Source organism: Bacillus cereus group sp. BceL062, from assembly GCF_051780025.1.
GTDB lineage: Bacteria > Bacillota > Bacilli > Bacillales > Bacillaceae_G > Bacillus_A > Bacillus_A toyonensis.
Genome location: NZ_JBPWGY010000005.1, coordinates 225,951 through 248,675, shown reverse-complemented (window position 1 = coordinate 248,675; position 22,725 = coordinate 225,951). Strand labels below are relative to the sequence as shown.

The following is a 22,725-nucleotide window of genomic DNA, read 5'->3' as shown; positions in this document are numbered from 1 at the left end:
AAATAAAGTGTTAAAAAAACAAACGGTTTGGCTATTAACAATGTTAAGTTTAGTTGTTGTACTATCTGTGTATTACGTAACAACTCCTGACAAAATGAATACAGCATCGCCGGCAACAGGTGAAAAGATTGGACAAGAAAAGCAAGGTACTGACAAAGCAGTAACAAACGAAACGCCAAATAAAGAAACAACAAAAGAAACTCCAAGCAAGGAAACACCAAATAAAGAGACAACAAATAAAGAGACAGATAAAAAAGAAAATGCTAAAAAAGAAACAAGTAAAAAAGAGGGGAATGTATCAGTTCAATCGAGTGATGAAAATTTCACAGCTTTACGTATGCAAATGGAAGATAAGCGTAGTGCTGAAAGAGAAAAATTACAAAATGTAATAAAGTCTTCTAACGCTACTGCTGAAGAAAGAAGTAAGGCGAAAGATGGTATGGATGCAATCGCTACAATGGAAACAAAAGAAGGTTTACTTGAAACAGTTATTAAAGCTCAAGGAGGATATAAAGATGCCCTTGTAAGAGCTGATGGAACTGACATTAGAGTAACAGTGAAGGCAGCGAAACATTCACAAAAAGAAGCGAACAAAATTATACAGCTTGTAAGAAGTGAAGGCGGTTCTAAAGATGTAGGTGTGAAATTTGATCCATCAGCAAAATAAGTAGAATTTTAATCCGTGGGGGATTTCCCCCACGGATTATTAATTTTTACTAATCGCATTGTTTGTAAATAAGAACATAGAGTACTTCAAAATAATTAGATAAAAATAATAATAGAAAAAAGCTGTCACTTTCGATAGCTTTTTTCTATTTCGTCTTTGTATGTGTTTTTACTATGTTCAACTCGGAATGGAGAAATACGTTGTGAATAAAAAATTAGCGGTTCATGGTGATGATGATTACTTTTTCCAGATTTGACGTGGATGAAGAGAACGAATGCCCAAACCATTACGGCAGGTAAGAAGAGCATGAGCCATATCATATGTCCACACCTCGATACAATATATTTTCTACACTTTGAACATACTATTCTTATATGAAGGAATGATGAACGGCGTGTAAACAAAAAAATAATATTTGGTAAAAATATGTTATGAACCATAGATGTGGTGAAGAGTGGAGCTGCAATTATATGTTTACTGTGTAGCATTTTGAAAAGGTAAGGAATGTTTTTTAGGAAGTGGTCTTGCCAATTTCGTGTGAAACTTGGTATTATTACTAGGTAATAAATTTTTTATTGGAATAATATTTTTACAGGAGTTTCGATTTATTATAAAGAAATATAAATTGGAATGTTTAAAAAATTTATCGTAAGATGGAAATAGTAAATATTTCTATTAGTAAATCAAATAAATTTTCTAATAGAATACATCGTATTTTTACAGTCAATCTAGTGTTAGTGATGAGAATCTGTAAAAACGGGACAAACAAGAGTATGGGAGTGGATTTTACATGTTTAAAATTCAAGAAGTTCGTGAATTAATTAAATTAATTGATAGCTCTAATATTGATGAATTTGAATACAAAAAAGACGGTACAACAATCAAAATGAAAAAGCGTGGTAATGAAGTTGTTGCGATGCAAGCACCTGTAGCGAAACAAGCTATGCAACCAGTAGCATCTGTTGAAGTTGAAACAGCAGTAGCGGCAGCGCAAGTAGAAGCACCAAAACAAGAAGAGAAGAAAGCTGCTCAAGATGAAAACCTACATAAGATTACCTCACCAATGGTAGGTACATTCTATTCTTCATCTTCACCTGATACACCTCCATATGTAAGTGTTGGAGACAGGGTATCGAAAGATTCTATCGTATGTATTGTCGAGGCTATGAAGTTATTTAACGAAATTGACGCTGATGTAGAGGGCGAAATTGTTGAGATTCTTGTTAATAACGGACAGCTTGTTGAGTATGGACAACCGCTATTTCTTGTGAAAGCGTAATAAGGGAGTCTTTGTGATGATAAAAAAAGTATTAATAGCCAATCGTGGGGAAATTGCTGTACGAATTATTCGTGCTTGTAAAGAAATGGATATTGAAACAGTTGCGATTTATTCAGAAGCAGATAAAGAGTCACTTCACGTACAAATTGCAGATGAGGCGTATTGTGTAGGACCAACAGTTTCAAAAGAAAGTTATTTAAATTTGACGAACATTATTAGCGTTGCGAAGTTAACGGGCTGCGATGCTATCCATCCGGGATACGGATTTTTAGCAGAGAATGCAGATTTCGCAGAGTTATGCCGTGAATGTAACTTAATTTTTATCGGTCCAAGTCCAGAAGCTATTTCAAAGATGGGCACAAAAGACGTTGCTCGTGATACAATGGAAAAAGCAGGGGTTCCGATTGTACCAGGTTCACAAGGGATTATAAAAAATACCGAGGAAGCGATCGAGCTTGCAAATCAGATTGGATATCCAGTTATTATTAAAGCGACTGCAGGTGGCGGCGGAAAAGGTATTCGTGTTGCACGTCATGAAGAAGAGCTTGTAAAAGGAATTCAAATTACACAGCAAGAAGCTAGTACCGCTTTTGGGAACCCTGGTGTATACTTAGAAAAGTACGTTGAAGATTTCCGCCATGTTGAGATTCAAATAATGGCAGATACACACGGAAATGCCATTCATTTAGGAGAGCGTGATTGTACAATTCAGCGCCGTTTGCAGAAACTATTAGAAGAAAGTCCATCACCTGCACTTGATGAAAATGTTCGCAAGCAGATGGGTGAAGCGGCAGTTAAAGCGGCGGTAGCGGTTGATTATACAGGTGCTGGTACGGTTGAGTTTATTTATGAATATAAAACGAAAAGCTTTTATTTCATGGAGATGAATACGAGAATTCAAGTTGAGCATCCGGTTACTGAAATGGTGACAGGAATGGACTTAATTAAAGAGCAAATTCTTGTTGCTTCTGGAGAAAAGTTATCGTTACAGCAAGAAGAAGTACAATTTAATGGTTGGGCAATTGAATGCCGAATTAATGCGGAAAACCCTGCCAAAAAATTTATGCCATCTCCAGGTAAAGTAGAAATGTACTTACCACCAGGCGGATTTGGTATTCGCGTCGATTCAGCTGTATATCCGGGATATTCAATCCCACCTTTCTATGATTCGATGGTTGCTAAATTAATTGTTCACGGAAAAACACGTGAAGAGGCAATTGCAAAAATGAAGCGTGCACTCAGTGAGTTTGTCATTGAAGGCGTACATACAACAATCCCGTTCCATTTGCAATTGTTAGATCATCCTGATTTTGTAAAAGGTGAGTTTAATACGAAGTTTTTGGAAGAGCATGAACTTGTGACGCAGTGATACATTAAAGGAGGTTTTTTTCATGGCTGAACATATGTTAGATATGGGTCAAGATACAACTCTTGGTAAAGTAGAAATTGCACCAGAAGTAATTGAAGTAATTGCAGGTATTGCAGCTGCTGAGGTAGAAGGTGTGGCGGCAATGCGTGGTAATTTTGCTACAGATGTTGTTGAGAAGTTAGGTAAGAAAAATCATGGTAAAGGTGTAAAGGTTGAATTAGCAAACGAAGATATTATCGTCGACCTTTATGTTGTAATGTATTTTGGTGTAGCAATTCCAGTTGTTGCACAAAAGATTCAAGACAATATTCGCCAAGCACTCTTTACAATGACAGGACTTGAGCCAAAAGAAGTGAATGTTCACATCGTTGGCGTAACATTCGAAACACAAAAAACAGAAATTGAACCAGTGTAAGAATGAAAAAGGTGCCTAGTAACATAGGCATCTTTTTTATCGTTTCATTTCTTCACAAATTACAACCCTCTAATTGTTATACTATTTCAAAAAATAAGAAATAAAAAAGAAAATGTTTCGTTTTTCCAAAAAACGTACATTGTGATAAGATATGGAACTTGAAGTTAATCTTTTTATTATTTTTCAGCCTTGTAACCCGTGTGTGAAACGATAAATTGTGTTATTATCATTGTATTATAAGGTTGGAAAATCAATGAAAACTGTAAGAGTAAGTGAATTGACGGCTTATAAATTATAATAATATAACAAAGCATAAGGAAAGACTTGAAGCATAAAGGAGAGTTACAATGAAACGTAGGACGGCTAGAGAAAGAGCTATGCAAGCATTATACCAAATGGATATTACAGGTGAATTAGAACCGAAGGTAGCGGTGGAAAATACGCTAGATGAAGGTGAAGAAACAAATGAGTTTTTAGAATCACTTGTTGTAGGATTTGTAGACAATAAAGAAGAGATTGACGCAGCAATTCGTCAAAACTTAAAAAAGTGGAAGCTTGAGCGTATTAGTATTGTTGATCGCAGTATTTTACGTGTAGCTGTGTATGAAATGAAGTACATGGAAGAAATTCCACACAACGTAACAATTAACGAGGCAATTGAAATTGCTAAAACATTTGGGGATGAGGAATCTCGTCGTTTTATTAACGGCGTTTTATCTAATATAAAAGATACACTGTAATTTCTTTAAGGGGGAATCTTAAAATGGTAGCAGTAATCATCAAAGGAAATGAAGTTGCGGAGAAAAAACGAGCACAATTAACAGAAGAAGTTGTGAAGTTGAAAGAACAAGGGATTGTACCAGGATTAGCAGTGATTTTAGTGGGAGAAGATCCAGCATCTCGTTCTTACGTAAAAGGAAAAGAAAAAGGCTGTGAACAAGTAGGAATTTATTCTGAGCTAATTGAACTTCCTGAAACGATTACTGAGGAACGTTTGCTTGCTGAAATCGATCGCTTAAATGGCGATGACCGTATTAATGGCATATTAGTGCAATTACCTTTACCAAAACATATTGAAGAAAAAGCTATCATTGAAAGAATTTCACCAGAAAAGGATGTAGATGGATTTCACCCAATCAGCGTGGGACGTATGATGACGGGACAAGATACATTCCTTCCGTGTACACCGCATGGTATTGTAGAATTAGTAAAAGAAACGAATCTTGATATTTCGGGAAAACATGTTGTAATAATTGGAAGAAGTAATATTGTCGGCAAACCAGTGGGGCAATTGTTCTTAAATGAAAATGCAACTGTCACATATTGTCATTCTAAGACGCAAAATATTAAAGAATTATCGAAGTTAGCTGATATTTTAATCGTAGCTGTTGGACGACCTAAAATGGTAACAGCTGATTATATGAAAGAAGGCGCGGTTGTAATTGACGTTGGTGTGAATCGATTAGAAACAGGCAAGCTTTGTGGTGATGTTGACTTTGACAACGTGTTAGACGTTGCGGGTTACATTACGCCTGTGCCAAAGGGTGTTGGTCCAATGACGATTACAATGCTTCTTCATAATACTGTTGAATCTGCCAAACGCGCAGGTGTCGTTTGTAAATAATTTGAGTCGGCTATGAGGAGAGAGAAATGGAGAAACAATATTTAACCGTTACAGCATTAACACGCTATATAAAAACAAAAATAGAATATGACCCGCATTTACAGTCTGTTTGGTTAAAGGGTGAAATTTCCAACTTTAAAAATCATAGTCGTGGTCACATGTATTTTACATTGAAAGACGAAAATGCCAGAATCGCAGCGGTTATGTTTGCGGGTCATAATCGTAATATTAAATTCAGACCTGAAAATGGGATGAAGGTACTTGTAAAAGGGAAAATCTCTGTTTACGAGGCGAGTGGTTCTTATCAAATTTATATTCAAGACATGCAACCTGACGGAGTCGGAAATTTGCATTTGGCTTACGAACAATTAAAAGTTCGTTTAGAGGAAGAAGGATTGTTTTCTCAAGTTTATAAAAAAATAATCCCTCCTTATGCTAAAACAATAGGGGTAATTACGTCGCCAACAGGAGCTGCGATTCGTGATATCATAACAACGATTAAACGTCGTTATCCAATTGGGAATGTTATTGTATTTCCAGTACTTGTACAGGGGGAGTCAGCAGCTCCCTCGATTGTACAAGCGATTCGTACAGCGAATGAAATGGGAGATATAGATGTATTAATTGTTGGGCGCGGGGGAGGTTCTATTGAGGAATTATGGGCTTTCAATGAGGAAGTGGTTGCAAGAGCAATCTTTAAGAGCGAAATTCCTATTATTTCAGCAGTAGGGCATGAAACAGATTTTACAATCGCAGATTTTGTTGCCGATTTACGTGCACCAACACCGACTGCAGCAGCTGAACTAGCAGCACCGAACGTTATAGAGTTACAAGAAAAGGTATTACAAAGAACTCTAAGATTGCAAAGAGCAATGAGAGAGTTAGTACATAAAAAAGAAGAAAAATTACAAGTATTGCAAAAATCTTATGCATTCCGTTATCCAAGACAAGTATATGAACAAAAGGAAGAGCAATTAGATAGAGCGTTAGAACAGCTTGTTTTAGCGAAAGAGCGCTACATTGATAAAAAGGTGAATCAGTTAAAACAGCTTTCATTTTATTTAGAGAAGCACCACCCATCTCAAAAAATTATACAAACAAAGGTAGCGATTGAAACGTTGCAAAAGCAATTACAACGTGAAATGCAAACTTTACTTCAAACGAAAGAATTTGCCTTTGTAAGAGCTGCTCAAAAACTTGAAGCATTAAGTCCGCTTAAAGTAATGATGAGAGGGTACGGGCTTGTATATGATGAAGAGAAGCAAGTGTTAAAAAGTGTGAAAGATATCAGCCTTGGAGATGCTGTTTCAGTTCAATTACAAGATGGAATACTAGATTGTAGCGTATCAGGCATAGAGGAGCGTGAATTGAATAATGGAAAATAAAGTGAGTTTTGAAGAGGCAATTTCGCAACTTGAGCATCTCGTATCTAAGCTAGAGCAAGGTGATGTACCTTTAGAAGAAGCGATTTCTTATTTTAAAGAGGGTATGGAATTATCTAAGCTTTGCGATGAGAAGTTGAAGAACGTACAAGAACAAATGGCAGTTATTCTTGGAGAAGATGGAGAGCTTGAACCGTTTACTGCTTTAGGAGATGAAGCATAGTGACAATCGCTTTTGATACTTTTTTGAAAGAAAGTAAAACTTTCGTAGAAGAGAAGCTTGTAAGCTATGCAAATGAATTACAATGTCCAAATGTACTTCGTGAAGCGATGGCATATTCTTTGGAAGCGGGTGGAAAACGTCTCCGCCCGTTACTTTTATTTGCAACATTACAAGCGTTTGGGAAAGAAAGAAATCTTGGAGTAGGTGCAGCTTGTGCTCTTGAAATGATACATACATACTCGTTAGTTCATGATGATTTACCTTGTATGGATGATGATGATTTAAGAAGAGGAAAGCCCACGAATCATAAAGTATTTGGTGAAGCAATGGCAGTTTTAGCAGGAGATGGTTTGTTGACGTATGCTTTTCAAATTGTTATGGCATATGAGCAAAAAGAAATCTCTGCTGAAAAAAAAGTAAGACTTGTACTTGAGCTTGCAAAAGCAGCTGGGCCGGAAGGAATGGTTGGCGGACAAGTGGCGGATATGGAAGCTGAAGGGAAACAACTTACGATTGATGAGTTAGAGTATATTCATAAGCATAAGACCGGGAAACTACTTGAATTCGCTGTACTTGCAGGAGCGATACTTTCTAATGCTACAAAAGAGCAGGAAGAAAAGTTACTTGAGTTTGCAAAAAATATTGGCCTAGCTTTCCAAATTCGAGATGATATTTTAGATGTAGAAGGAACCGAAGAAGAGATTGGAAAACCGATTGGTAGTGATGTTTCCAACGAAAAGAGCACATATACGACGTTATTTACTGTAGATAGAGCAAAGAATATTTTAGAAGAAACAATTACAAAAGCAAAAGATGCGATTAGCTCCTTGCAATTACAAGATGAATATTTACTATCTATTTGCGATTTGATTGCAAAACGTAATAACTAATATAACAGCGTTTTCATTTGTTGAGTCATTCATCATTTTATGATATAAATGTAGGAAAAGGTTTTTCTTTTCTTGTTATTGGCAAAAATATATGTAGATTACATTGCCGTTATCACTTCGTGTTAGCGGCTATTTTTTTCAACGCATAAAGAAATATGGTTTATAATAGGATTAGGGCACAATAGACTGGTTGATAGCAGGGTAAGATAAAGGATAGAAAAGAAAATTTCTTGTGTTGTGTAAATGTTTTTTGTAATATTTGACATGTTGACAGATTATGAAATGAAAGTGAGTGATCCATGTGGATCTAACGCAAATTCAAAACCCTAGTTTTTTGAAAGATATGTCTATCAGTGAACTAGAGGGATTGAGTGAGGATATTCGTAAATTTTTAATTGAAGAGCTCTCTCAAACAGGTGGACATATTGCACCTAACTTAGGTGTAGTAGAACTCACAATTGCTCTGCATAAATTATTTGATAGTCCGAAAGATAAATTTTTATGGGATGTAGGACATCAATCCTATGTACATAAAATTTTAACAGGACGTGCGAAGGAATTCGGTACATTAAGGCAATATCAAGGTCTATGTGGTTTTCCAAAACGTTGTGAGAGTGAGCACGATGTATGGGAAACAGGTCATAGCTCGACATCACTATCTGCTGCAATGGGAATGGCTTTAGCACGTGATTTAAAGAAAACGAAAGAATATGTTATACCAATCATTGGAGATGGTGCTTTAACAGGTGGAATGGCCTTAGAGGCATTGAACCATATTGGGCATGAAAAAACAGACATGATTGTTATTTTGAATGACAATGAAATGTCAATTGCACCAAACGTTGGTGCGCTTCATAATGTACTTGGTCGTTTACGTACCGCAGGAAAATACCATTGGGTAAAAGATGAACTAGAGTATATATTGAAAAAAATCCCAGCAGTCGGTGGGAAAGTGGCTGCAACAGCAGAGAAAATAAAAGATAGTCTTAAATATTTACTAGTATCAGGCGTATTTTTCGAAGAGTTAGGCTTTACATATTTAGGTCCAGTCGATGGGCACGATTATGAAAAGTTATTCGAAACGTTGCAATATGCAAAGAAAACAAAAGGTCCAGTACTTGTTCATGTGATTACGAAAAAAGGAAAAGGTTATAAACCAGCTGAGAGTGACGTAATTGGAACTTGGCATGGAACAGGCCCGTATAAAATTGAGTCAGGTGACTTCGTCAAACCGAAGGAAGTTGCACCAGCATGGAGTGCTGTTGTTAGTGAAACAGTACTTAAGTTGGCGAGAGAAGATGAGCGTATTGTTGCAATTACGCCTGCAATGCCTGTTGGATCGAAACTTGAGAAATTCCAAAAGGAATTCCCGAATCGTATGATCGATGTAGGTATTGCAGAACAGCATGCTACAACAATGGCAGCAGGTATGGCAACGCAAGGGATGAAACCATTCTTAGCAATTTATTCAACGTTTTTACAAAGAGCATATGACCAAGTTGTTCATGATATATGTCGTCAAAATTTAAATGTTTTCATCGGAATAGATCGCTCTGGATTAGTAGGAGCAGACGGTGAAACACATCAAGGTGTATTTGATATCTCGTTTTTACGTCATTTACCGAATATGGTAATAATGATGCCAAAAGATGAAAATGAAGGGCAACATTTAGTGTATACGGCGATGCAATACGAAGATGGACCAATCGCTTTACGTTATGCACGTGGTAATGGCCTTGGTGTTCATATGGACGAAGAATTAAAGGCAATTCCAATCGGCACATGGGAAACGTTAAAAGAAGGTACGCAGGCAGCTATTTTAACATTTGGTACGACAATTCCAATGGCAATGGAAGCAGCAGAGCGTCTTGAAAAGGCTGGAGTTTCAGTGAAAGTAGTGAACGCTCGCTTTATTAAACCAATGGATGAAGCGTATTTACATGATCTCTTAGGAAAAAATATACCGATTTTAACGATTGAAGAAGCTTGTTTAATCGGTGGTTTTGGAACTGGAGTAGTTGAATTTGCATCTGAGAACGGATACCATAGTGCATTAATTGAAAGAATGGGTATTCCAGATCGTTTCATAGAGCACGGTAGTGTAACAAAATTATTAGAAGAAATTGGTTTAACGACAGATGCTGTTGTAGACCGTATTCATACAATGATTCCATCAAAACAAAAAAGGGCGTAACAAATGAGTGCAAAAAAAGAAAGAGTAGATGTACTATTAGTAGAGCGAGGGCTTATAGAAACACGTGAGAAAGCGAAACGTGCTATTATGGCTGGAATCGTATATGCGAATGAGATGAGACTCGATAAGCCAGGAGAGAAGATCCCACAAGATACAGAGATTACGGTAAAGGGACAAGTTATGCCGTATGTAAGCCGTGGTGGTTATAAACTTGAAAAGGCACTGGAGACATTTCATCTAGATTTACAAGATAAAGTTATGATAGATATTGGTTCATCAACTGGTGGCTTTACAGATTGTGCGCTTCAAAATGGAGCGAAACTATCTTATGCATTAGATGTAGGATATAATCAATTGGCGTGGAAATTGCGTCAAGATGAGCGTGTTGTCGTAATGGAACGTACAAATTTCCGTTACGTGACACCAGCAGACTTAGAGCGTGGTTTACCACAATTTGCTAGTATAGATGTTTCATTTATATCATTAAAACTAATACTGCCAGTTTTAAAAACAATGCTTATGCTTAACGGTGATGTAGCAGCGTTAATTAAACCGCAGTTTGAAGCTGGAAGAGAGCAAGTTGGGAAAAAAGGCATTGTTCGTGATAGAAAAGTGCATGAAGCTGTCGTAGAAATGATTGTCGATTTTGCTTTAAAAGAAGGCTATGATGTAGAAGGTTTAACATTCTCACCGATTACGGGTGGAGACGGTAATATTGAATTCTTAATTCATTTAAAATGGCATGGTGAACGTGATGAGAGTGGCAAAAATCATTCTCCAATTTCTATTGAGCAAGTTGTTACAGAAGCGCATGACGTTTTAAAACAAAAAGGAAAAGGGGAATAACATATGTTGTTCCTCTTTTTGCTGTAATTGTATAATGATTGTAAAAACAATTGTGTACAAGTAACGAATTATAAGTTAACATAAATAAGTGAAGTATACCAATGTTTAAACTATGGTAAGAGATAGTGTGAGGTGCAAATGTATGAATAAAGGTCAGCGCCATATTAAAATCAGGGAAATTATTGCGAACAAAGAAATCGAAACACAAGATGAATTAGTTGATATTTTACGTAATGAGGGATTTAATGTAACGCAAGCAACAGTATCGCGCGATATTAAAGAACTGCACTTAGTGAAGGTGCCATTACATGATGGTCGCTATAAATATAGCTTGCCAGCAGATCAACGGTTTAACCCGTTACAAAAATTAAAACGAAATCTAGTGGATTCATTTGTAAAATTAGACACGGCAGGACATATGCTTGTGCTAAAAACATTGCCTGGTAACGCTCATTCACTTGGAGCACTTATTGATCATTTAGAGTGGGATGAGATCATCGGAACCATCTGTGGTGATGATACTTGCTTAATTATTTGCCGTACACCTGAGGATACAGGTGTTGTCTCTGATCGTTTCTTAAATATGTTGTAACAAAAAAATCTTGTTTGCTTTCCTCTGTAAAGTGGAAAGTGAACAGGATTTTTTTAGTGGTTAAAAATGTGAATTTTTAATTGTAATATAATATTTTGTTTGAATAAAATTAGAAAATAGGTGGATTGACCCGTAAAACGAATGTTTGGTACAATGGAGCGGGTTAGAAGAGTACATACAAACATATAGTATGACTATTTGAATAAAGAACTGAGAAAAGCCCTTAGTAGGGGATTAGTTTATAACGAGGTGAATGGGGCATTGTTATCGGAATTATCGATTAGAAACTTTGCTATTATTGAGGCATTAAATATTTCTTTTCAAAAAGGTTTAACAGTTTTAAGTGGTGAAACAGGAGCTGGAAAATCGATTATTATTGATGCGATTAGTTTACTTGTAGGTGGCCGTGGTTCAGCGGAATTTGTTCGATACGGAACAGAAAAAGCTGAGATAGAAGGGTTATTTTATGTGGAAGACGACAAGCATCCATGTATTGAAAAGGCAGAAGAGTTAGATATAGAAATAGAAGACGGCATGATTATTTTGAAGCGTGATATTGCTGCAAACGGAAAGAGTGTATGTCGTGTAAATGGGAAACTTGTCACCCTTAGTATATTAAAAGAGATTGGCAAAACGCTTGTTGATATTCATGGACAGCACGAAACGCAAGACTTAATGAATGAAGAGCGACATCTGTTTATGCTCGATCATTTTGATGGGGAGCGTATTGTTAAACAGTTGGATATATATCAAAATGTATACGCTGACTATGAGAAATTAAAAAAACAATTGAAATCGTTAAGTGAAAATGAACAACAAATGGCACATCGCTTAGATTTAATTCAATTTCAGCATGAAGAAATCCGTAAGGCTGATTTAAAGATGGATGAAGAAAATGAATTAACTGAGGAACGATTGCAAATTTCTAATTTTGAAAAGATTTATAAAGCGTTAGGTGATGCATATCGTTCGTTAAGTGCTGACGGACAAGGATTAGATAATGTAAGAAGTGCAATGGGACAAATGGAGAGTATTACACATTTAGATGAAGTATATCAAGAAAATCATGATTCAATTGCAAATAGCTATTACTTATTAGAAGAAGTTGCGTATCAACTTAGAGAAAATCTCGATATGATGGAATATGATCCGAATCGTCTAGATGAAATTGAAACACGTTTAAATGAAATTCGTATGCTAAAGAGAAAATATGGAAATAATGTAGAAGAGATTTTAGCGTATGCTGATAAAATTGAGCAAGAAATTTTTACGATTGAAAATAAAGACGTTCATATTGAAGCGACGAAGAAGCAGTTAAAGGAATTAGAAAGTGTTATTCTGAAAGAAGCAACGTTGTTAAGTAATATGCGTCATGAACTTGCAGAGCATCTTACAAATGCTATTCATCAAGAATTAAAAGAACTATATATGGAAAAAACGAAATTTGAAGTGAGAATCATGAAGAGAGAAGGAAATGCAGAAGAACCTCTTGTGGAAGGCGCACCGGTGCGCCTTACGGCGGACGGCTATGATCACGTTGAGTTTTATATTTCAACGAATCCCGGTGAACCGTTAAAACCACTTTCAAAGGTCGCTTCTGGTGGAGAGTTATCTCGTATTATTTTAGCTTTAAAAAGTATTTTTTCTAAACATCAAGGTATTGCATCTGTTATTTTTGATGAAGTGGATACTGGTGTGAGTGGTCGAGTTGCACAGGCTATTGCGGAAAAAATTTATCGTGTATCAGTAAACTCACAAGTGCTTTGTATTACGCACTTACCTCAAGTAGCTTCAATGGCGGATTCGCATTTATTTATTCGAAAACAGGTAGCGAATGATCGGACAATTACATCAGTTACCGTTTTAACTATGGAGGATAAAGTAACAGAAATAGCTCGAATGATTTCTGGTGTGGAAATTACAGATTTAACGACAGAACATGCGAAAGAGTTACTTACGCAAGCGCATCATTTTAAACAGACAGCAGAGGCTATCCAGTAATGGATAGCTTTTTTTCTCAAATGAAGATTTCTTAATTCTTCCGGTTATAAATAAAGCACTGCAAGGAGAGATTAAAAAGTGAAGCCAAGAGGCTGAATGTGGGGTAGGAGCGAGGAGAGTGAACAAATTGAAATTAGAAAGATTTCGAAAAATAATAGGTCTTTGTCTCCTTGTTTCTTTAGTTTTTATTGGATGTTTTAAGCCGCTTCGGACGTTTATTTCATCCCCGAAGCAACTTGTTGTTTTTGAAGGACAACAATCAGAAATAGCTTCATTACCAGTTTTTAAAGCTTCATCTACAAATAGCCATGTATTTACAGTGAGTTCGAATGAACAAAAACAAGGACTTATGGTAAATTCTCATCAAAATGGTGAAGCGGACATGGTGTTCCAAATCGCTGGTTTTCCAGTAAAAAAAGTAAATGTGAAAGTATTAAAAGATTTTAAAGTTATTCCAGGTGGACAATCAATTGGTGTGAAATTAAACACAAAAGGTGTACTTGTTGTAGGCCATCATTTAATTCAAACTGAAAAAGGTAAAATATCTCCTGGTGAAACAGCTGGTGTGCAAATTGGAGATATGATTACTGAAATTAATGGTAAAACAATTGAAAGAATGAGTGATGTCGCACCATTTATTCATAGTAGTGGTGAAACAGGTGAACCACTTAACCTTGTTTTGTTAAGAGATGGAAAATACATTCGCACGAAATTAACACCACAAAAAGACAGTGGGGAATCGTCTTATCGTATTGGCTTATATATTCGTGATTCGGCAGCTGGAATCGGAACAATGACATTTGTTCATCCAGATTCTATGAAATACGGAGCACTGGGTCATGTCATTTCTGATAATGATACGAAAAAGCCGATTCAAGTTGAAGATGGACAAATTATGCGTTCGACAGTTACATCGATTGAAAGAGGTAGTCATGGGAATCCAGGAGAGAAGTTAGCAAGGTTCTCACCAGATCGTGAAGTGATTGGCAATATTACAATAAATAGTCCGTATGGTATTTTTGGGAAATTAAATACAAATATGACAAACGGCGTAATGGATAAAGCACTGCCTATCGCATTATCTCATCAAGTAAAAGAAGGACCGGCAAAAATATTAACAGTTATTGATCAAGATAAAGTAGAATCATTTGATATTGAAGTTGTTAGTACGGTACCGCAAAAATTTCCAGCTACAAAAGGTATGGTAATAAAAGTAACAGATAAGCGTTTATTAGCAAAAACAGGTGGTATCGTACAAGGGATGAGTGGAAGTCCAATTGTACAAAACGGGAAAGTAATCGGAGCCGTTACACATGTATTTGTCAATGATCCAACATCAGGGTACGGTGTTCATATTGAATGGATGTTACATGAGGCTGGAATTAATATTTATGATCAAGAAAAAAAAGCGAGCTAATTTATTCATTAGCTCGCTTTTCTATTGAAAAATTCGTTGAAATTTTGTAAAAGCTCCGCAAGAGATGTTTTTTGTTGTAAAATATAAGCAAAGGGTTGAACGTTTCGTTGTATTTCTATGATGGAATGTGTTGCGAAAGGGAATAAATGAACGATAAACATATTTTTTTGTGATTTTATCGGAAAGTAACAAACTTTAAAAGGGAATTTTCACACAATTGTCGAACAATTCATGTAGCCTAGAAGGATACACATGTCGGAGAATCGATTCGGTAAGGGAGGAAAAGCTGTGGAGAAAATTAAAGTATGTCTTGTGGATGATAATAAAGAATTAGTATCAATGCTAGAGAGTTATGTAGCTGCTCAAGATGATATGGAAGTAATCGGTACTGCTTATAATGGTCAAGAGTGTTTAAACTTATTAACAGATAAGCAGCCTGATGTACTCGTTTTAGACATTATTATGCCACATTTAGATGGTTTAGCTGTACTAGAGAAAATGCGACATATTGAAAGGTTAAGACAGCCTAGCGTAATTATGTTAACAGCATTTGGACAAGAAGATGTGACGAAAAAAGCAGTTGACCTAGGTGCTTCATATTTCATATTAAAACCATTTGATATGGAGAATTTAACTAGTCATATTCGTCAAGTGAGTGGCAAGGCAAATGCTACTATTAAACGTCCATTACCATCTTTCCGATCAGCAACAACAATAGATGGAAAACCGAAAAACTTAGATGCAAGTATTACGAGTATTATTCATGAAATTGGTGTACCTGCTCATATTAAAGGGTACATGTACTTACGAGAAGCGATTTCTATGGTGTACAATGATATCGAATTACTAGGGTCTATTACGAAAGTATTATATCCAGATATTGCAAAGAAATATAATACAACAGCGAGCCGTGTCGAGCGTGCAATCCGTCACGCGATTGAAGTAGCGTGGAGCCGTGGAAATATTGATTCTATTTCGTCCTTATTTGGTTATACAGTATCCATGTCAAAAGCAAAACCTACGAACTCTGAGTTTATCGCAATGGTTGCGGATAAGTTGAGACTTGAACATAAGGCTAGCTGAGAGTAGAAGTAGTAAAGGGTTTATTTTTTAGCACAGCTGACGGGTTTTTGAAATCTATAATCAATATTAATTTTAAACAAATAAACTTTTCATCCGAAGACCAATGAATGTTATGATTCGTTGGTCTTTTTATTTTGTCACGAAAAAATGGAGTAGTAAGTTTGAATGTGTCAAAGTTTTTGAAATTAACGAAAGGGGGTTATTTGATTTTATGGAAAACAAAACCTCTTTTTAGTAATATTACATATAAGAAGAGGTTTTTTATGAAAGGATTACAAGGCACAGATAAGGGGAAGGGAAATAAAATATTAACATGGCTAGGAATAGTAGCAACTATCAGAGTTCTTGCTGTTGCAGTTCCTTTTCAAATGTTAGGACTTGCAGATAATCTAGCAGATAAACATGCGAGTGCTGAAATAGATAAAAAAGAAGAATCAGCGGTAGTAGATGGTGTTCATCCTGCACTGATTATTAATCTTCACCGATCGAGCTTTTCGACCTAATGTCTTCGCAAAATTGTGAGTTGATTTAGTGAATGGATAGCGGAAGTTGTTTAAATATATGTAAAAAACCTTAAGAGAAAGCAGATTATACAGGTAATATAATACGTTGGTTTGACAGTGCAATTTTGATAACGTATCATTAATTGGGAAATGCTAGAGATATAGGAGAATAAAAGAATGTCTGTAAAAAAAATAGTGAATCAATTTTATCCAATCATTGTTATGACGGTGTTTTTATCTGTATTTTCAATGATAGTAAGTAAATTTTTTATCCCGAAAATAATTTGGATGAGTGGAGAATTTCCTTATCCGACTGAAGAGTATACTGCGCGAAAAGTAGGCGTTGTTATAGTAGCGACACTTCTTTTATTTGGGCTTTTCTTTATGTATTATAAATGGGTTATTAATAAAATGAAAAGAACGTATACAAATGTCGTGATTGCCTTAGGTATAATGGGTATTTTGACAGTAGAAATAATTATTACTTCTATAGCGTTTAACCCTGTTGTAGGAGATTATGCCATCCTTAAAGAAGGAATTGTCTCTGTGTTTAATGGAGATAATTATTTTTTAGAGATGGGACAGCTTTTATTTTATCCATATAATACACATATTGTATTATTAGGAGGGTACTTTGCCAAATTAATCGGAAGTGTAGATGTAGCAATAAAAATATTACCAATAGCATGTATAACAGGGAGTATTATTTTAAATGTATTGATTGTAAGGAAAATTACAAACTTTAAAGTTGCTCACATATCGATTGTATTGTCTGTACTAAATATTTTTATATATTGGCAGGCGCCAGTTTTTTATACACACACATTAGTAATATTTTTCATTTCAGCAACGATGTATACGTATTTGTGTTTGAAAACGGCAGAAACAAAAAGAATGCAGGTTATTTTATGGGTTTTATTAGGAGTTTTTGCAGCTTGTACTTATATTATAAGACCGACAGCATTGGCCGTAGCGTTGGCGATTTTAATTGAAAATATTTTAAAGTTTCGTAAGAAATATTCTCTGAAGGTGTTAAGTAGTGTTGTATTTTGTTTAATTCTCATTATAAGTTTTAAAGGTATAACGACCAAACTGAATCTCAGTACCGATAATGAAATTGAAAAAATTCCATACACCCATTGGATAAAAATGGGCGTTAACAAAGATACGTATGGTGTCTGGAATCAGGCGGATTCAGATTATATTAATGATGAAAAGATGAAGAATACGAAGGACTTGAATGAACACAATAAAGAAGTTATAGTACAGCGATTTAATGAACTTGGCGTAATGGGTTATATAAAACATTTAAATGAAAAAATAACTAGAGAATGGGTATCGAGTCAATTTTCAATGTATCGTATTGGGGAATGGTTCCAGCAGAAAGATGAAACGGTCACAAATTTTGTATCGAACTATAAAGAAGCGAAGTATAAAATGGTTACCATATATTCGTATATTTTTAAGTTATTTATCTATCTAGCTGTTTTAGCAGCAGTTATTCTTTATAAGCAGAAAGATGAAGCTGAATCAGAGGTTATACGGATCTCAATGGTTAGTATACTAGGAATACTTACTTTCTTGTTACTATGGGAAACGGCACCTCATTATACTTATGAGGCTTTTGCATTTATGAATATTCCGGCTTCTTTAGGATTGTATAAATTGTTTACGATTTTTAATAATAAAAAAATAGTTTAAATTAGTTGTTAAAACCCTATCTTGTAATAAGATGGGGTTTTATGTATAGGATTAGGTAATTTATTGTTGAAAGAAAATAGAATTATAGCGAGTAGATTGTTGTTCTGGTATTCTAAATGTAAAATTGACAGTTTTAGGGTGATGATGTAGAATTTGGTTAGTTTTTATATTTTGAATGCTCTGGTGATTATAGAGATATGTATATTATGAATATGTTGACTTTTAATATCTCCAGGTTTTCATCAAAAAACACGCTAAAAGAAGTCATGGTTTTCAGTTAGAAAGAGGGGAAAGGACTGTGTTAATTTTATGCTTGTCTGACAAAAAACGATGACATAATAATTATACATCTATAAAGGAGACAGAAAATGCAGACAAAGTGGTTAAAATGGGAAGTTATAGCAGTTGTTGTTGCGGCAATAGTAATGATTGGTTTATTACTTATTAAGCCTATTGTTGGTCTCGCTGACAATGGTGACTTTGAACGTATTATGATTCAAATTGGATTGGCTTATCCAGATCCAAATGAAGCGAGGGTAGATAAATACTTTTCATTTATCCATCATTTATATGCTTATGTGAATCCAGCTGCAGGTGATTATGTTTCTTCGCAGTTGTTTCTCATGGTTCCAGCTTTATGGATTGGGAAATTATTACCAGGACCTTGGTTTGATATACGAGTTCTAGCGGTCGAATATATTATGATTTTTCTTCTAGCGCTATATCTAATTGTCAAACTGAATAAAACGAATAATAAAATCGTGAATGGTTTTCTTGTAACGGTAACAATTGTTGTTTTTGCAGATATTGGATACATACTATATTTTAATTCTATGTATGGTGAAGCTGTAACGTATGTGTTTCTATTTTTGACAATTGCATTAGGGATACAACTTGCGCGTCAGAAACATCCGTCTGTTTGGTTAGTTATTTTGTTTTATATATCAGCAATAATGCTAGCTTGTTCTAAAACGCAGTATACACCAGCAGGATTTATAGCGGCACTACTTACTATTAGACTATGGTTTATACGCAAGGATACAGTATGGAGAAGTATAATTGTATCAATGACGGCATTACTCTTAATTTTATCTTTCATTTGTTATAAAAGCTCACCTGCATGGATTGATAAAATTAATATATATCAAACTATATTTTATGGAGTTCTTAAAGATTCCCCAAACCCAGAACAAGATTTACGTGATCTTGGAGTAGATCCAGAACTTGCTGTAAATGCAGGAACTCATTTTTGGTCTAATGCAGCGATACCACAGGAAGATCCGAGATTGCATAAAGAATTATATAATAAAATAAAATTCCCTGATATCGCCAAGTTCTATTTAACGCATCCACAAAGATTTTGGAGTAAACTAGAGGCAACAGCTGAATATGCTTGGACCATCCGTCCGTCCGTTGATGGAGTTGCTTTTCTTGGTAATTATGAGAAAAAAGATAATCCAGTTCCTGTTGCTCAAGTGGAGACATTTTCTTTATGGAGTCATGTGAAAGAGCAATATCATCCAAATGGATTCATATGGATTGTTCTTTTATACATTTTATATGGACTAGGAATTTTGCTAGAATATAGAAGAGCTAAGACGCATAGTGAGCGGCTTATTCCTGACGTATTTACAGCTGTAGCTATAATTGGTATGGTTTCTTATGTGGTTCCATTTGTTGGAAGCGGTGAAGGGGATTTCGCTAAACATTTATTTTTATTTACAGTTTGCTTAGATGTAATGTTAGTAAGTGGGATTTGGTGGTTAGCAAAAGGTAGATTGACAATGAAAAAATAGAATGTTAATAGGTTTTTCTTTTACAGAAAAATAGATTGCAATAAAAACTTAATTAATAGTGGATAATAGTCAGTGGAGATAGATAAAAAACGCTGACTAAAATGCCACTGTATTTTATGCTTATTTACAGTACTAATCTGCATCGTTATGTAAGAAAAACTATTTGAAATACGAAACGAACTAGATTATTATTATTTAAGAGTCTATAATGGTGTATATTGGAAGGATTTTAGGAGGATGGACATGGAATTTTTGACTGGAAAAGTGGTTACCGTTTTGTTGACGTTGTTTTTTATACTTACTGTATACGTTAACATTAATACGGTATACTATGTGATTTTATCCTTTTTCGGATTTGGCAAAGCGAAACGTGACTATGAATTAATCGAAGATAAGACAAGATTTTTAATATTAGTTGCAGCACATAATGAAGAGAAAGTAATTGGATCAACTATTGATAATTTGAGAAAAATTCAATATCGAGATGATTTGTATGATATTTATGTTGTAAATGATAATAGTACGGATAGAACAGGTGCTATTTGTGAAGAAAAGGGAATGAAGTATGTTAATACAAGTGAACAAGTATTCCCACGTGAAGGAGTAGGGAAACCAGCAGGTTTGCAATATGCGTTACGTCATTTAGGATTCGATAAACTGACTGAAAAATATGACTGTTTAATGATTTTAGATGCTGATAATCATGTTGATTCAAATGTTTTACAAGAGTTAAATTCACAGTACATTGCTAAAGATAAACCAGAGGCGATTCAAATTTATTTAGATTCAAAAAATTCAGCGACTAATTTATCGCTTGGTTATGCCATGAGTTATTACGTAACAAATCGTTTCTTCCAGTTAGCAAAATATCGTGCAGGTTTACCGAATGCCATTGGCGGAACGGGATTCATTGTTAAAATGGAATACTTAATGAAACATGGTGGTTTTCGTTTTAATTCCTTAACGGAAGATTTAGAATTAGAAATGGAAATTGTTAAAGATAATGGAAGAGTATTGTGGAATCATTTCGTCCGTGTATACGATGAAAAACCAGATAACTTTAAAATTAGTATTAAGCAACGTACACGTTGGTCTCAAGGACATTGGTATGTGGCGTTTACGAATTTTAAACCTATGGTAAAGAAACTTTTCACTGAAAAAGGAAAACTGAGAATTATTGATCAGTTGTTTTATCTGTTTGGTATGGCGCGTGCAGTTCAAATGCTAATTACTTTACTTGGTGTTTTTGGTGCTCTTGCCTATGTTCTTGCTACACAATCGTATCAAGATATACCGCTTGTAGGGAAACGTCTAATTGGTGTGATTTTTGGACTGAGTATTTTTTCTTTAGTACTTTTTGCTTACCAATTGATTATTTGTATGTATTATGCGATTAAGGTAGATACCAATCGAGAATATAAATTAATTCGGATGAGTTTCTCTGTGTTTTATTATGCGTATACATTTATTTATGCTCAAGTTGTTGGTTTGTTTAAATGGAGACAACAACATACATGGGTGAAAACAGAGCATAATAAGACAACGATAAATCATAAAGCGGATAAATGATAAAGGTTTAATATATTTCCAATAGAGAAATGAAAGAGCGATGCCATGAGGCAACGCTCTTTCATTTTTTGTTCAAAGAATGCTTGTAAGAAAGCGATTAGTTGTGGGATCAGTAGGAGAATAAGACAAGATAACTTATCTGGTGGAAGTTTCACTGTATGGGAGATGTACTTGTGATAGTATATGTAGTAAGGATAAATTAAAAAGTCCTGCAAAACAGGACCATATTATTCTTCGTCTTTATTTTGTTTTTCTAATTCAACTAGCTTTTGAATTAAAATGTGTTGTGGCATATGCATGAGCTGTTCGAGCGGGACACCTAATGCTTTTGATAAGCGGACTGCAGTGTCTGGAGAAATTTGTAATGGTCTCATAGAAGTACCTCCTTTTTCGTATAGTATAGCATAAGATTGGGGGAGTGAGGATGACTCTTATATTTGCACATCGTGGTGCAGCGGGAACGTATCCGGAAAATACAATGGTTTCATTTGAAGCGGCGGAGGCTTTTAGAGCGGACGGAATTGAGCTTGATGTTCAACTAACGAAAGATGGAAAGGTTGTCGTCATTCATGATGAAACGGTGGATCGGACAACAAATGGAAAAGGTGCGGTTCGAAATTATTTATATGAGGATTTATGTAAGTTGGATGCGAGTTATAAATTCGGTGATAAAGTTGGTTTTTGTAAAATACCTCTTCTAGAAGAAGTATTAGAATGGCTCGCCAAAACGAAATTGCTACTCAATATTGAATTTAAAAATAATAAAATCCCATACAGAGGTTTAGAAGAAGAGGTTATAACACTTGTACGTAAGTTTAGTCTAGAAGATCGTGTTGTATTTTCTTCGTTTAATCACTACAGTATGAAAAAATGTCATATGATGGCTCCGGATATTCAAACAGCTATTTTATATCGTGAAGGTTTGCATAGTCCGTGGGCATATGCAAAAAAAATGGGCGCAACAGCAGTACATCCTAATTATCGTTACCTTCAAGATGCCATAGCTATACTAACAATGGAAAGTGGTGTAGAGGTTCGCCCCTATACAATAAATGAAGAAACTCTTATGCGTAAATATTTTGATATGAATATTTCGGCGATTATTACCGATTATCCTGAAACAGCAAGAACTTTATTGCCGATAAAAAAATGAGACCTAATATAAAGGTCTCAT

At 35.2% G+C, this 22,725-nt stretch carries 22 protein-coding genes; 20 read left to right on the top strand and 2 right to left on the bottom strand.

The annotated features are described in order from the left end of the window. Positions 1-7: 7 nt before the first annotated feature. Complete coding sequence (locus ACS2MN_RS14535) at positions 8-667, top strand: SpoIIIAH-like family protein (RefSeq protein ID WP_000914719.1); 660 nt, start codon at positions 8-10, stop codon at positions 665-667. Positions 668-792: 125 nt separating this feature from the next. Here the strand turns inward: ACS2MN_RS14535 and ACS2MN_RS14530 are convergent, their stop codons facing one another. Continuing rightward, a complete protein-coding gene (locus ACS2MN_RS14530; protein WP_000638008.1) occupies positions 793-987 on the bottom strand; it encodes a hypothetical protein in 195 nt (64 codons plus the stop codon). Between the two features lie 470 nt (positions 988-1,457). On the opposite strand from ACS2MN_RS14530, the gene accB reads away from it, so the two are divergent. The 18 genes from accB (at position 1,458) to ACS2MN_RS14440 (ending at position 21,551) form a co-directional block, all read left to right on the top strand. Further along, entirely contained in the window at positions 1,458-1,946 is a 489-nt protein-coding gene (accB, locus tag ACS2MN_RS14525) for an acetyl-CoA carboxylase biotin carboxyl carrier protein (protein WP_000472853.1), read from the top strand. Between the two features lie 16 nt (positions 1,947-1,962). Further along, positions 1,963-3,315, top strand: a complete 1,353-nt coding sequence (accC, locus tag ACS2MN_RS14520) for an acetyl-CoA carboxylase biotin carboxylase subunit (RefSeq protein ID WP_000592880.1) — start codon at positions 1,963-1,965, stop codon at positions 3,313-3,315. A 22-nt stretch (positions 3,316-3,337) separates the two neighbouring features. Beyond that, complete coding sequence (locus tag ACS2MN_RS14515) at positions 3,338-3,730, top strand: Asp23/Gls24 family envelope stress response protein (protein WP_000807630.1); 393 nt, start codon at positions 3,338-3,340, stop codon at positions 3,728-3,730. Positions 3,731-4,077: 347 nt separating this feature from the next. Continuing rightward, the gene (gene nusB, locus ACS2MN_RS14510) at positions 4,078-4,470 is read left to right on the top strand and encodes a N utilization substance protein NusB (RefSeq protein WP_000830246.1); all 393 of its coding nucleotides are present in this window, start codon (positions 4,078-4,080) and stop codon (positions 4,468-4,470) included. 23 nt (positions 4,471-4,493) lie between these two features. Continuing rightward, a complete protein-coding gene (gene folD / locus ACS2MN_RS14505) occupies positions 4,494-5,354 on the top strand; it encodes a bifunctional methylenetetrahydrofolate dehydrogenase/methenyltetrahydrofolate cyclohydrolase FolD (RefSeq protein WP_000226729.1) in 861 nt (286 codons plus the stop codon). 26 nt (positions 5,355-5,380) lie between these two features. Then, positions 5,381-6,739 (top strand): exodeoxyribonuclease VII large subunit, encoded by a 1,359-nt coding sequence (xseA, locus tag ACS2MN_RS14500; RefSeq protein WP_000415263.1) that lies wholly within the window; start codon positions 5,381-5,383, stop codon positions 6,737-6,739. Next, a complete protein-coding gene (xseB, locus tag ACS2MN_RS14495; RefSeq protein WP_000428977.1) occupies positions 6,729-6,959 on the top strand; it encodes an exodeoxyribonuclease VII small subunit in 231 nt (76 codons plus the stop codon). The genes xseA and xseB overlap by 11 nt, the downstream gene beginning before the upstream one ends. Continuing rightward, positions 6,959-7,849 carry a (2E,6E)-farnesyl diphosphate synthase gene (ispA, locus tag ACS2MN_RS14490; RefSeq protein WP_000150369.1) on the top strand — a complete coding sequence of 297 codons (891 nt, stop codon included), beginning with the start codon at positions 6,959-6,961 and terminating at the stop codon, positions 7,847-7,849. Before xseB ends, ispA begins: the two co-directional genes overlap by 1 nt. A gap of 301 nt (positions 7,850-8,150) precedes the next feature. Beyond that, positions 8,151-10,043 carry a 1-deoxy-D-xylulose-5-phosphate synthase gene (dxs, locus tag ACS2MN_RS14485; RefSeq protein WP_000366442.1) on the top strand — a complete coding sequence of 631 codons (1,893 nt, stop codon included), beginning with the start codon at positions 8,151-8,153 and terminating at the stop codon, positions 10,041-10,043. 3 nt (positions 10,044-10,046) lie between these two features. Continuing rightward, on the top strand, positions 10,047-10,889 hold the full coding sequence (locus ACS2MN_RS14480) for a TlyA family RNA methyltransferase (protein ID WP_346994718.1): 843 nt from the start codon (positions 10,047-10,049) through the stop codon (positions 10,887-10,889). Between the two features lie 142 nt (positions 10,890-11,031). Beyond that, positions 11,032-11,481 carry an arginine repressor ArgR gene (gene argR / locus ACS2MN_RS14475; RefSeq protein WP_001032581.1) on the top strand — a complete coding sequence of 150 codons (450 nt, stop codon included), beginning with the start codon at positions 11,032-11,034 and terminating at the stop codon, positions 11,479-11,481. 261 nt (positions 11,482-11,742) lie between these two features. Continuing rightward, positions 11,743-13,482 carry a DNA repair protein RecN gene (gene recN / locus ACS2MN_RS14470; protein ID WP_043322351.1) on the top strand — a complete coding sequence of 580 codons (1,740 nt, stop codon included), beginning with the start codon at positions 11,743-11,745 and terminating at the stop codon, positions 13,480-13,482. A 118-nt stretch (positions 13,483-13,600) separates the two neighbouring features. After that, positions 13,601-14,899, top strand: a complete 1,299-nt coding sequence (gene spoIVB / locus ACS2MN_RS14465) for a SpoIVB peptidase (RefSeq protein WP_015000951.1) — start codon at positions 13,601-13,603, stop codon at positions 14,897-14,899. A gap of 288 nt (positions 14,900-15,187) precedes the next feature. Further along, the gene (gene spo0A / locus ACS2MN_RS14460) at positions 15,188-15,982 is read left to right on the top strand and encodes a sporulation transcription factor Spo0A (protein WP_000411416.1); all 795 of its coding nucleotides are present in this window, start codon (positions 15,188-15,190) and stop codon (positions 15,980-15,982) included. Positions 15,983-16,149: 167 nt separating this feature from the next. Beyond that, positions 16,150-16,485 carry a hypothetical protein gene (locus ACS2MN_RS14455; protein ID WP_430384460.1) on the top strand — a complete coding sequence of 112 codons (336 nt, stop codon included), beginning with the start codon at positions 16,150-16,152 and terminating at the stop codon, positions 16,483-16,485. Between the two features lie 177 nt (positions 16,486-16,662). Continuing rightward, entirely contained in the window at positions 16,663-18,186 is a 1,524-nt protein-coding gene (locus ACS2MN_RS14450; RefSeq protein WP_098805647.1) for a glycosyltransferase family 39 protein, read from the top strand. A 368-nt stretch (positions 18,187-18,554) separates the two neighbouring features. Beyond that, positions 18,555-19,982, top strand: coding sequence for a glycan biosynthesis hexose transferase WsfD (gene wsfD, locus ACS2MN_RS14445; protein WP_346994719.1), 1,428 nt, complete (start codon positions 18,555-18,557; stop codon positions 19,980-19,982). A gap of 243 nt (positions 19,983-20,225) precedes the next feature. After that, positions 20,226-21,551, top strand: coding sequence for a glycosyltransferase family 2 protein (locus tag ACS2MN_RS14440; protein ID WP_087949754.1), 1,326 nt, complete (start codon positions 20,226-20,228; stop codon positions 21,549-21,551). Between the two features lie 227 nt (positions 21,552-21,778). Here the strand turns inward: ACS2MN_RS14440 and ACS2MN_RS14435 are convergent, their stop codons facing one another. Further along, the gene (locus ACS2MN_RS14435; protein WP_001247671.1) at positions 21,779-21,925 is read right to left on the bottom strand and encodes a YycC family protein; all 147 of its coding nucleotides are present in this window, start codon (positions 21,923-21,925) and stop codon (positions 21,779-21,781) included. 50 nt (positions 21,926-21,975) lie between these two features. Between ACS2MN_RS14435 and ACS2MN_RS14430 the strand changes: the two genes are divergently transcribed. Continuing rightward, entirely contained in the window at positions 21,976-22,704 is a 729-nt protein-coding gene (locus ACS2MN_RS14430) for a glycerophosphodiester phosphodiesterase (protein ID WP_000172598.1), read from the top strand. Positions 22,705-22,725: the final 21 nt, after the last annotated feature.

What these genes read in the sequence shown, in the direction of transcription:
- ACS2MN_RS14430 (WP_000172598.1), top strand. Translation starts at nt 21,976, where the DNA reads ATGACTCTTATATTTGCACATCGTGGTGCAGCGGGAACGTATCCGGAA.
- ACS2MN_RS14450 (WP_098805647.1), top strand. Translation starts at nt 16,663, where the DNA reads ATGTCTGTAAAAAAAATAGTGAATCAATTTTATCCAATCATTGTTATG.
- xseB (WP_000428977.1), top strand. Translation starts at nt 6,729, where the DNA reads ATGGAAAATAAAGTGAGTTTTGAAGAGGCAATTTCGCAACTTGAGCAT.
- ACS2MN_RS14435 (WP_001247671.1), bottom strand. Translation starts at nt 21,925, where the DNA reads ATGAGACCATTACAAATTTCTCCAGACACTGCAGTCCGCTTATCAAAA.
- ACS2MN_RS14530 (WP_000638008.1), bottom strand. Translation starts at nt 987, where the DNA reads ATGATATGGCTCATGCTCTTCTTACCTGCCGTAATGGTTTGGGCATTC.
- folD (WP_000226729.1), top strand. Translation starts at nt 4,494, where the DNA reads ATGGTAGCAGTAATCATCAAAGGAAATGAAGTTGCGGAGAAAAAACGA.
- ACS2MN_RS14480 (WP_346994718.1), top strand. Translation starts at nt 10,047, where the DNA reads ATGAGTGCAAAAAAAGAAAGAGTAGATGTACTATTAGTAGAGCGAGGG.
- accC (WP_000592880.1), top strand. Translation starts at nt 1,963, where the DNA reads ATGATAAAAAAAGTATTAATAGCCAATCGTGGGGAAATTGCTGTACGA.
- xseA (WP_000415263.1), top strand. Translation starts at nt 5,381, where the DNA reads ATGGAGAAACAATATTTAACCGTTACAGCATTAACACGCTATATAAAA.
- nusB (WP_000830246.1), top strand. Translation starts at nt 4,078, where the DNA reads ATGAAACGTAGGACGGCTAGAGAAAGAGCTATGCAAGCATTATACCAA.
- accB (WP_000472853.1), top strand. Translation starts at nt 1,458, where the DNA reads ATGTTTAAAATTCAAGAAGTTCGTGAATTAATTAAATTAATTGATAGC.
- wsfD (WP_346994719.1), top strand. Translation starts at nt 18,555, where the DNA reads ATGCAGACAAAGTGGTTAAAATGGGAAGTTATAGCAGTTGTTGTTGCG.
- argR (WP_001032581.1), top strand. Translation starts at nt 11,032, where the DNA reads ATGAATAAAGGTCAGCGCCATATTAAAATCAGGGAAATTATTGCGAAC.
- ACS2MN_RS14515 (WP_000807630.1), top strand. Translation starts at nt 3,338, where the DNA reads ATGGCTGAACATATGTTAGATATGGGTCAAGATACAACTCTTGGTAAA.
- ACS2MN_RS14440 (WP_087949754.1), top strand. Translation starts at nt 20,226, where the DNA reads ATGGAATTTTTGACTGGAAAAGTGGTTACCGTTTTGTTGACGTTGTTT.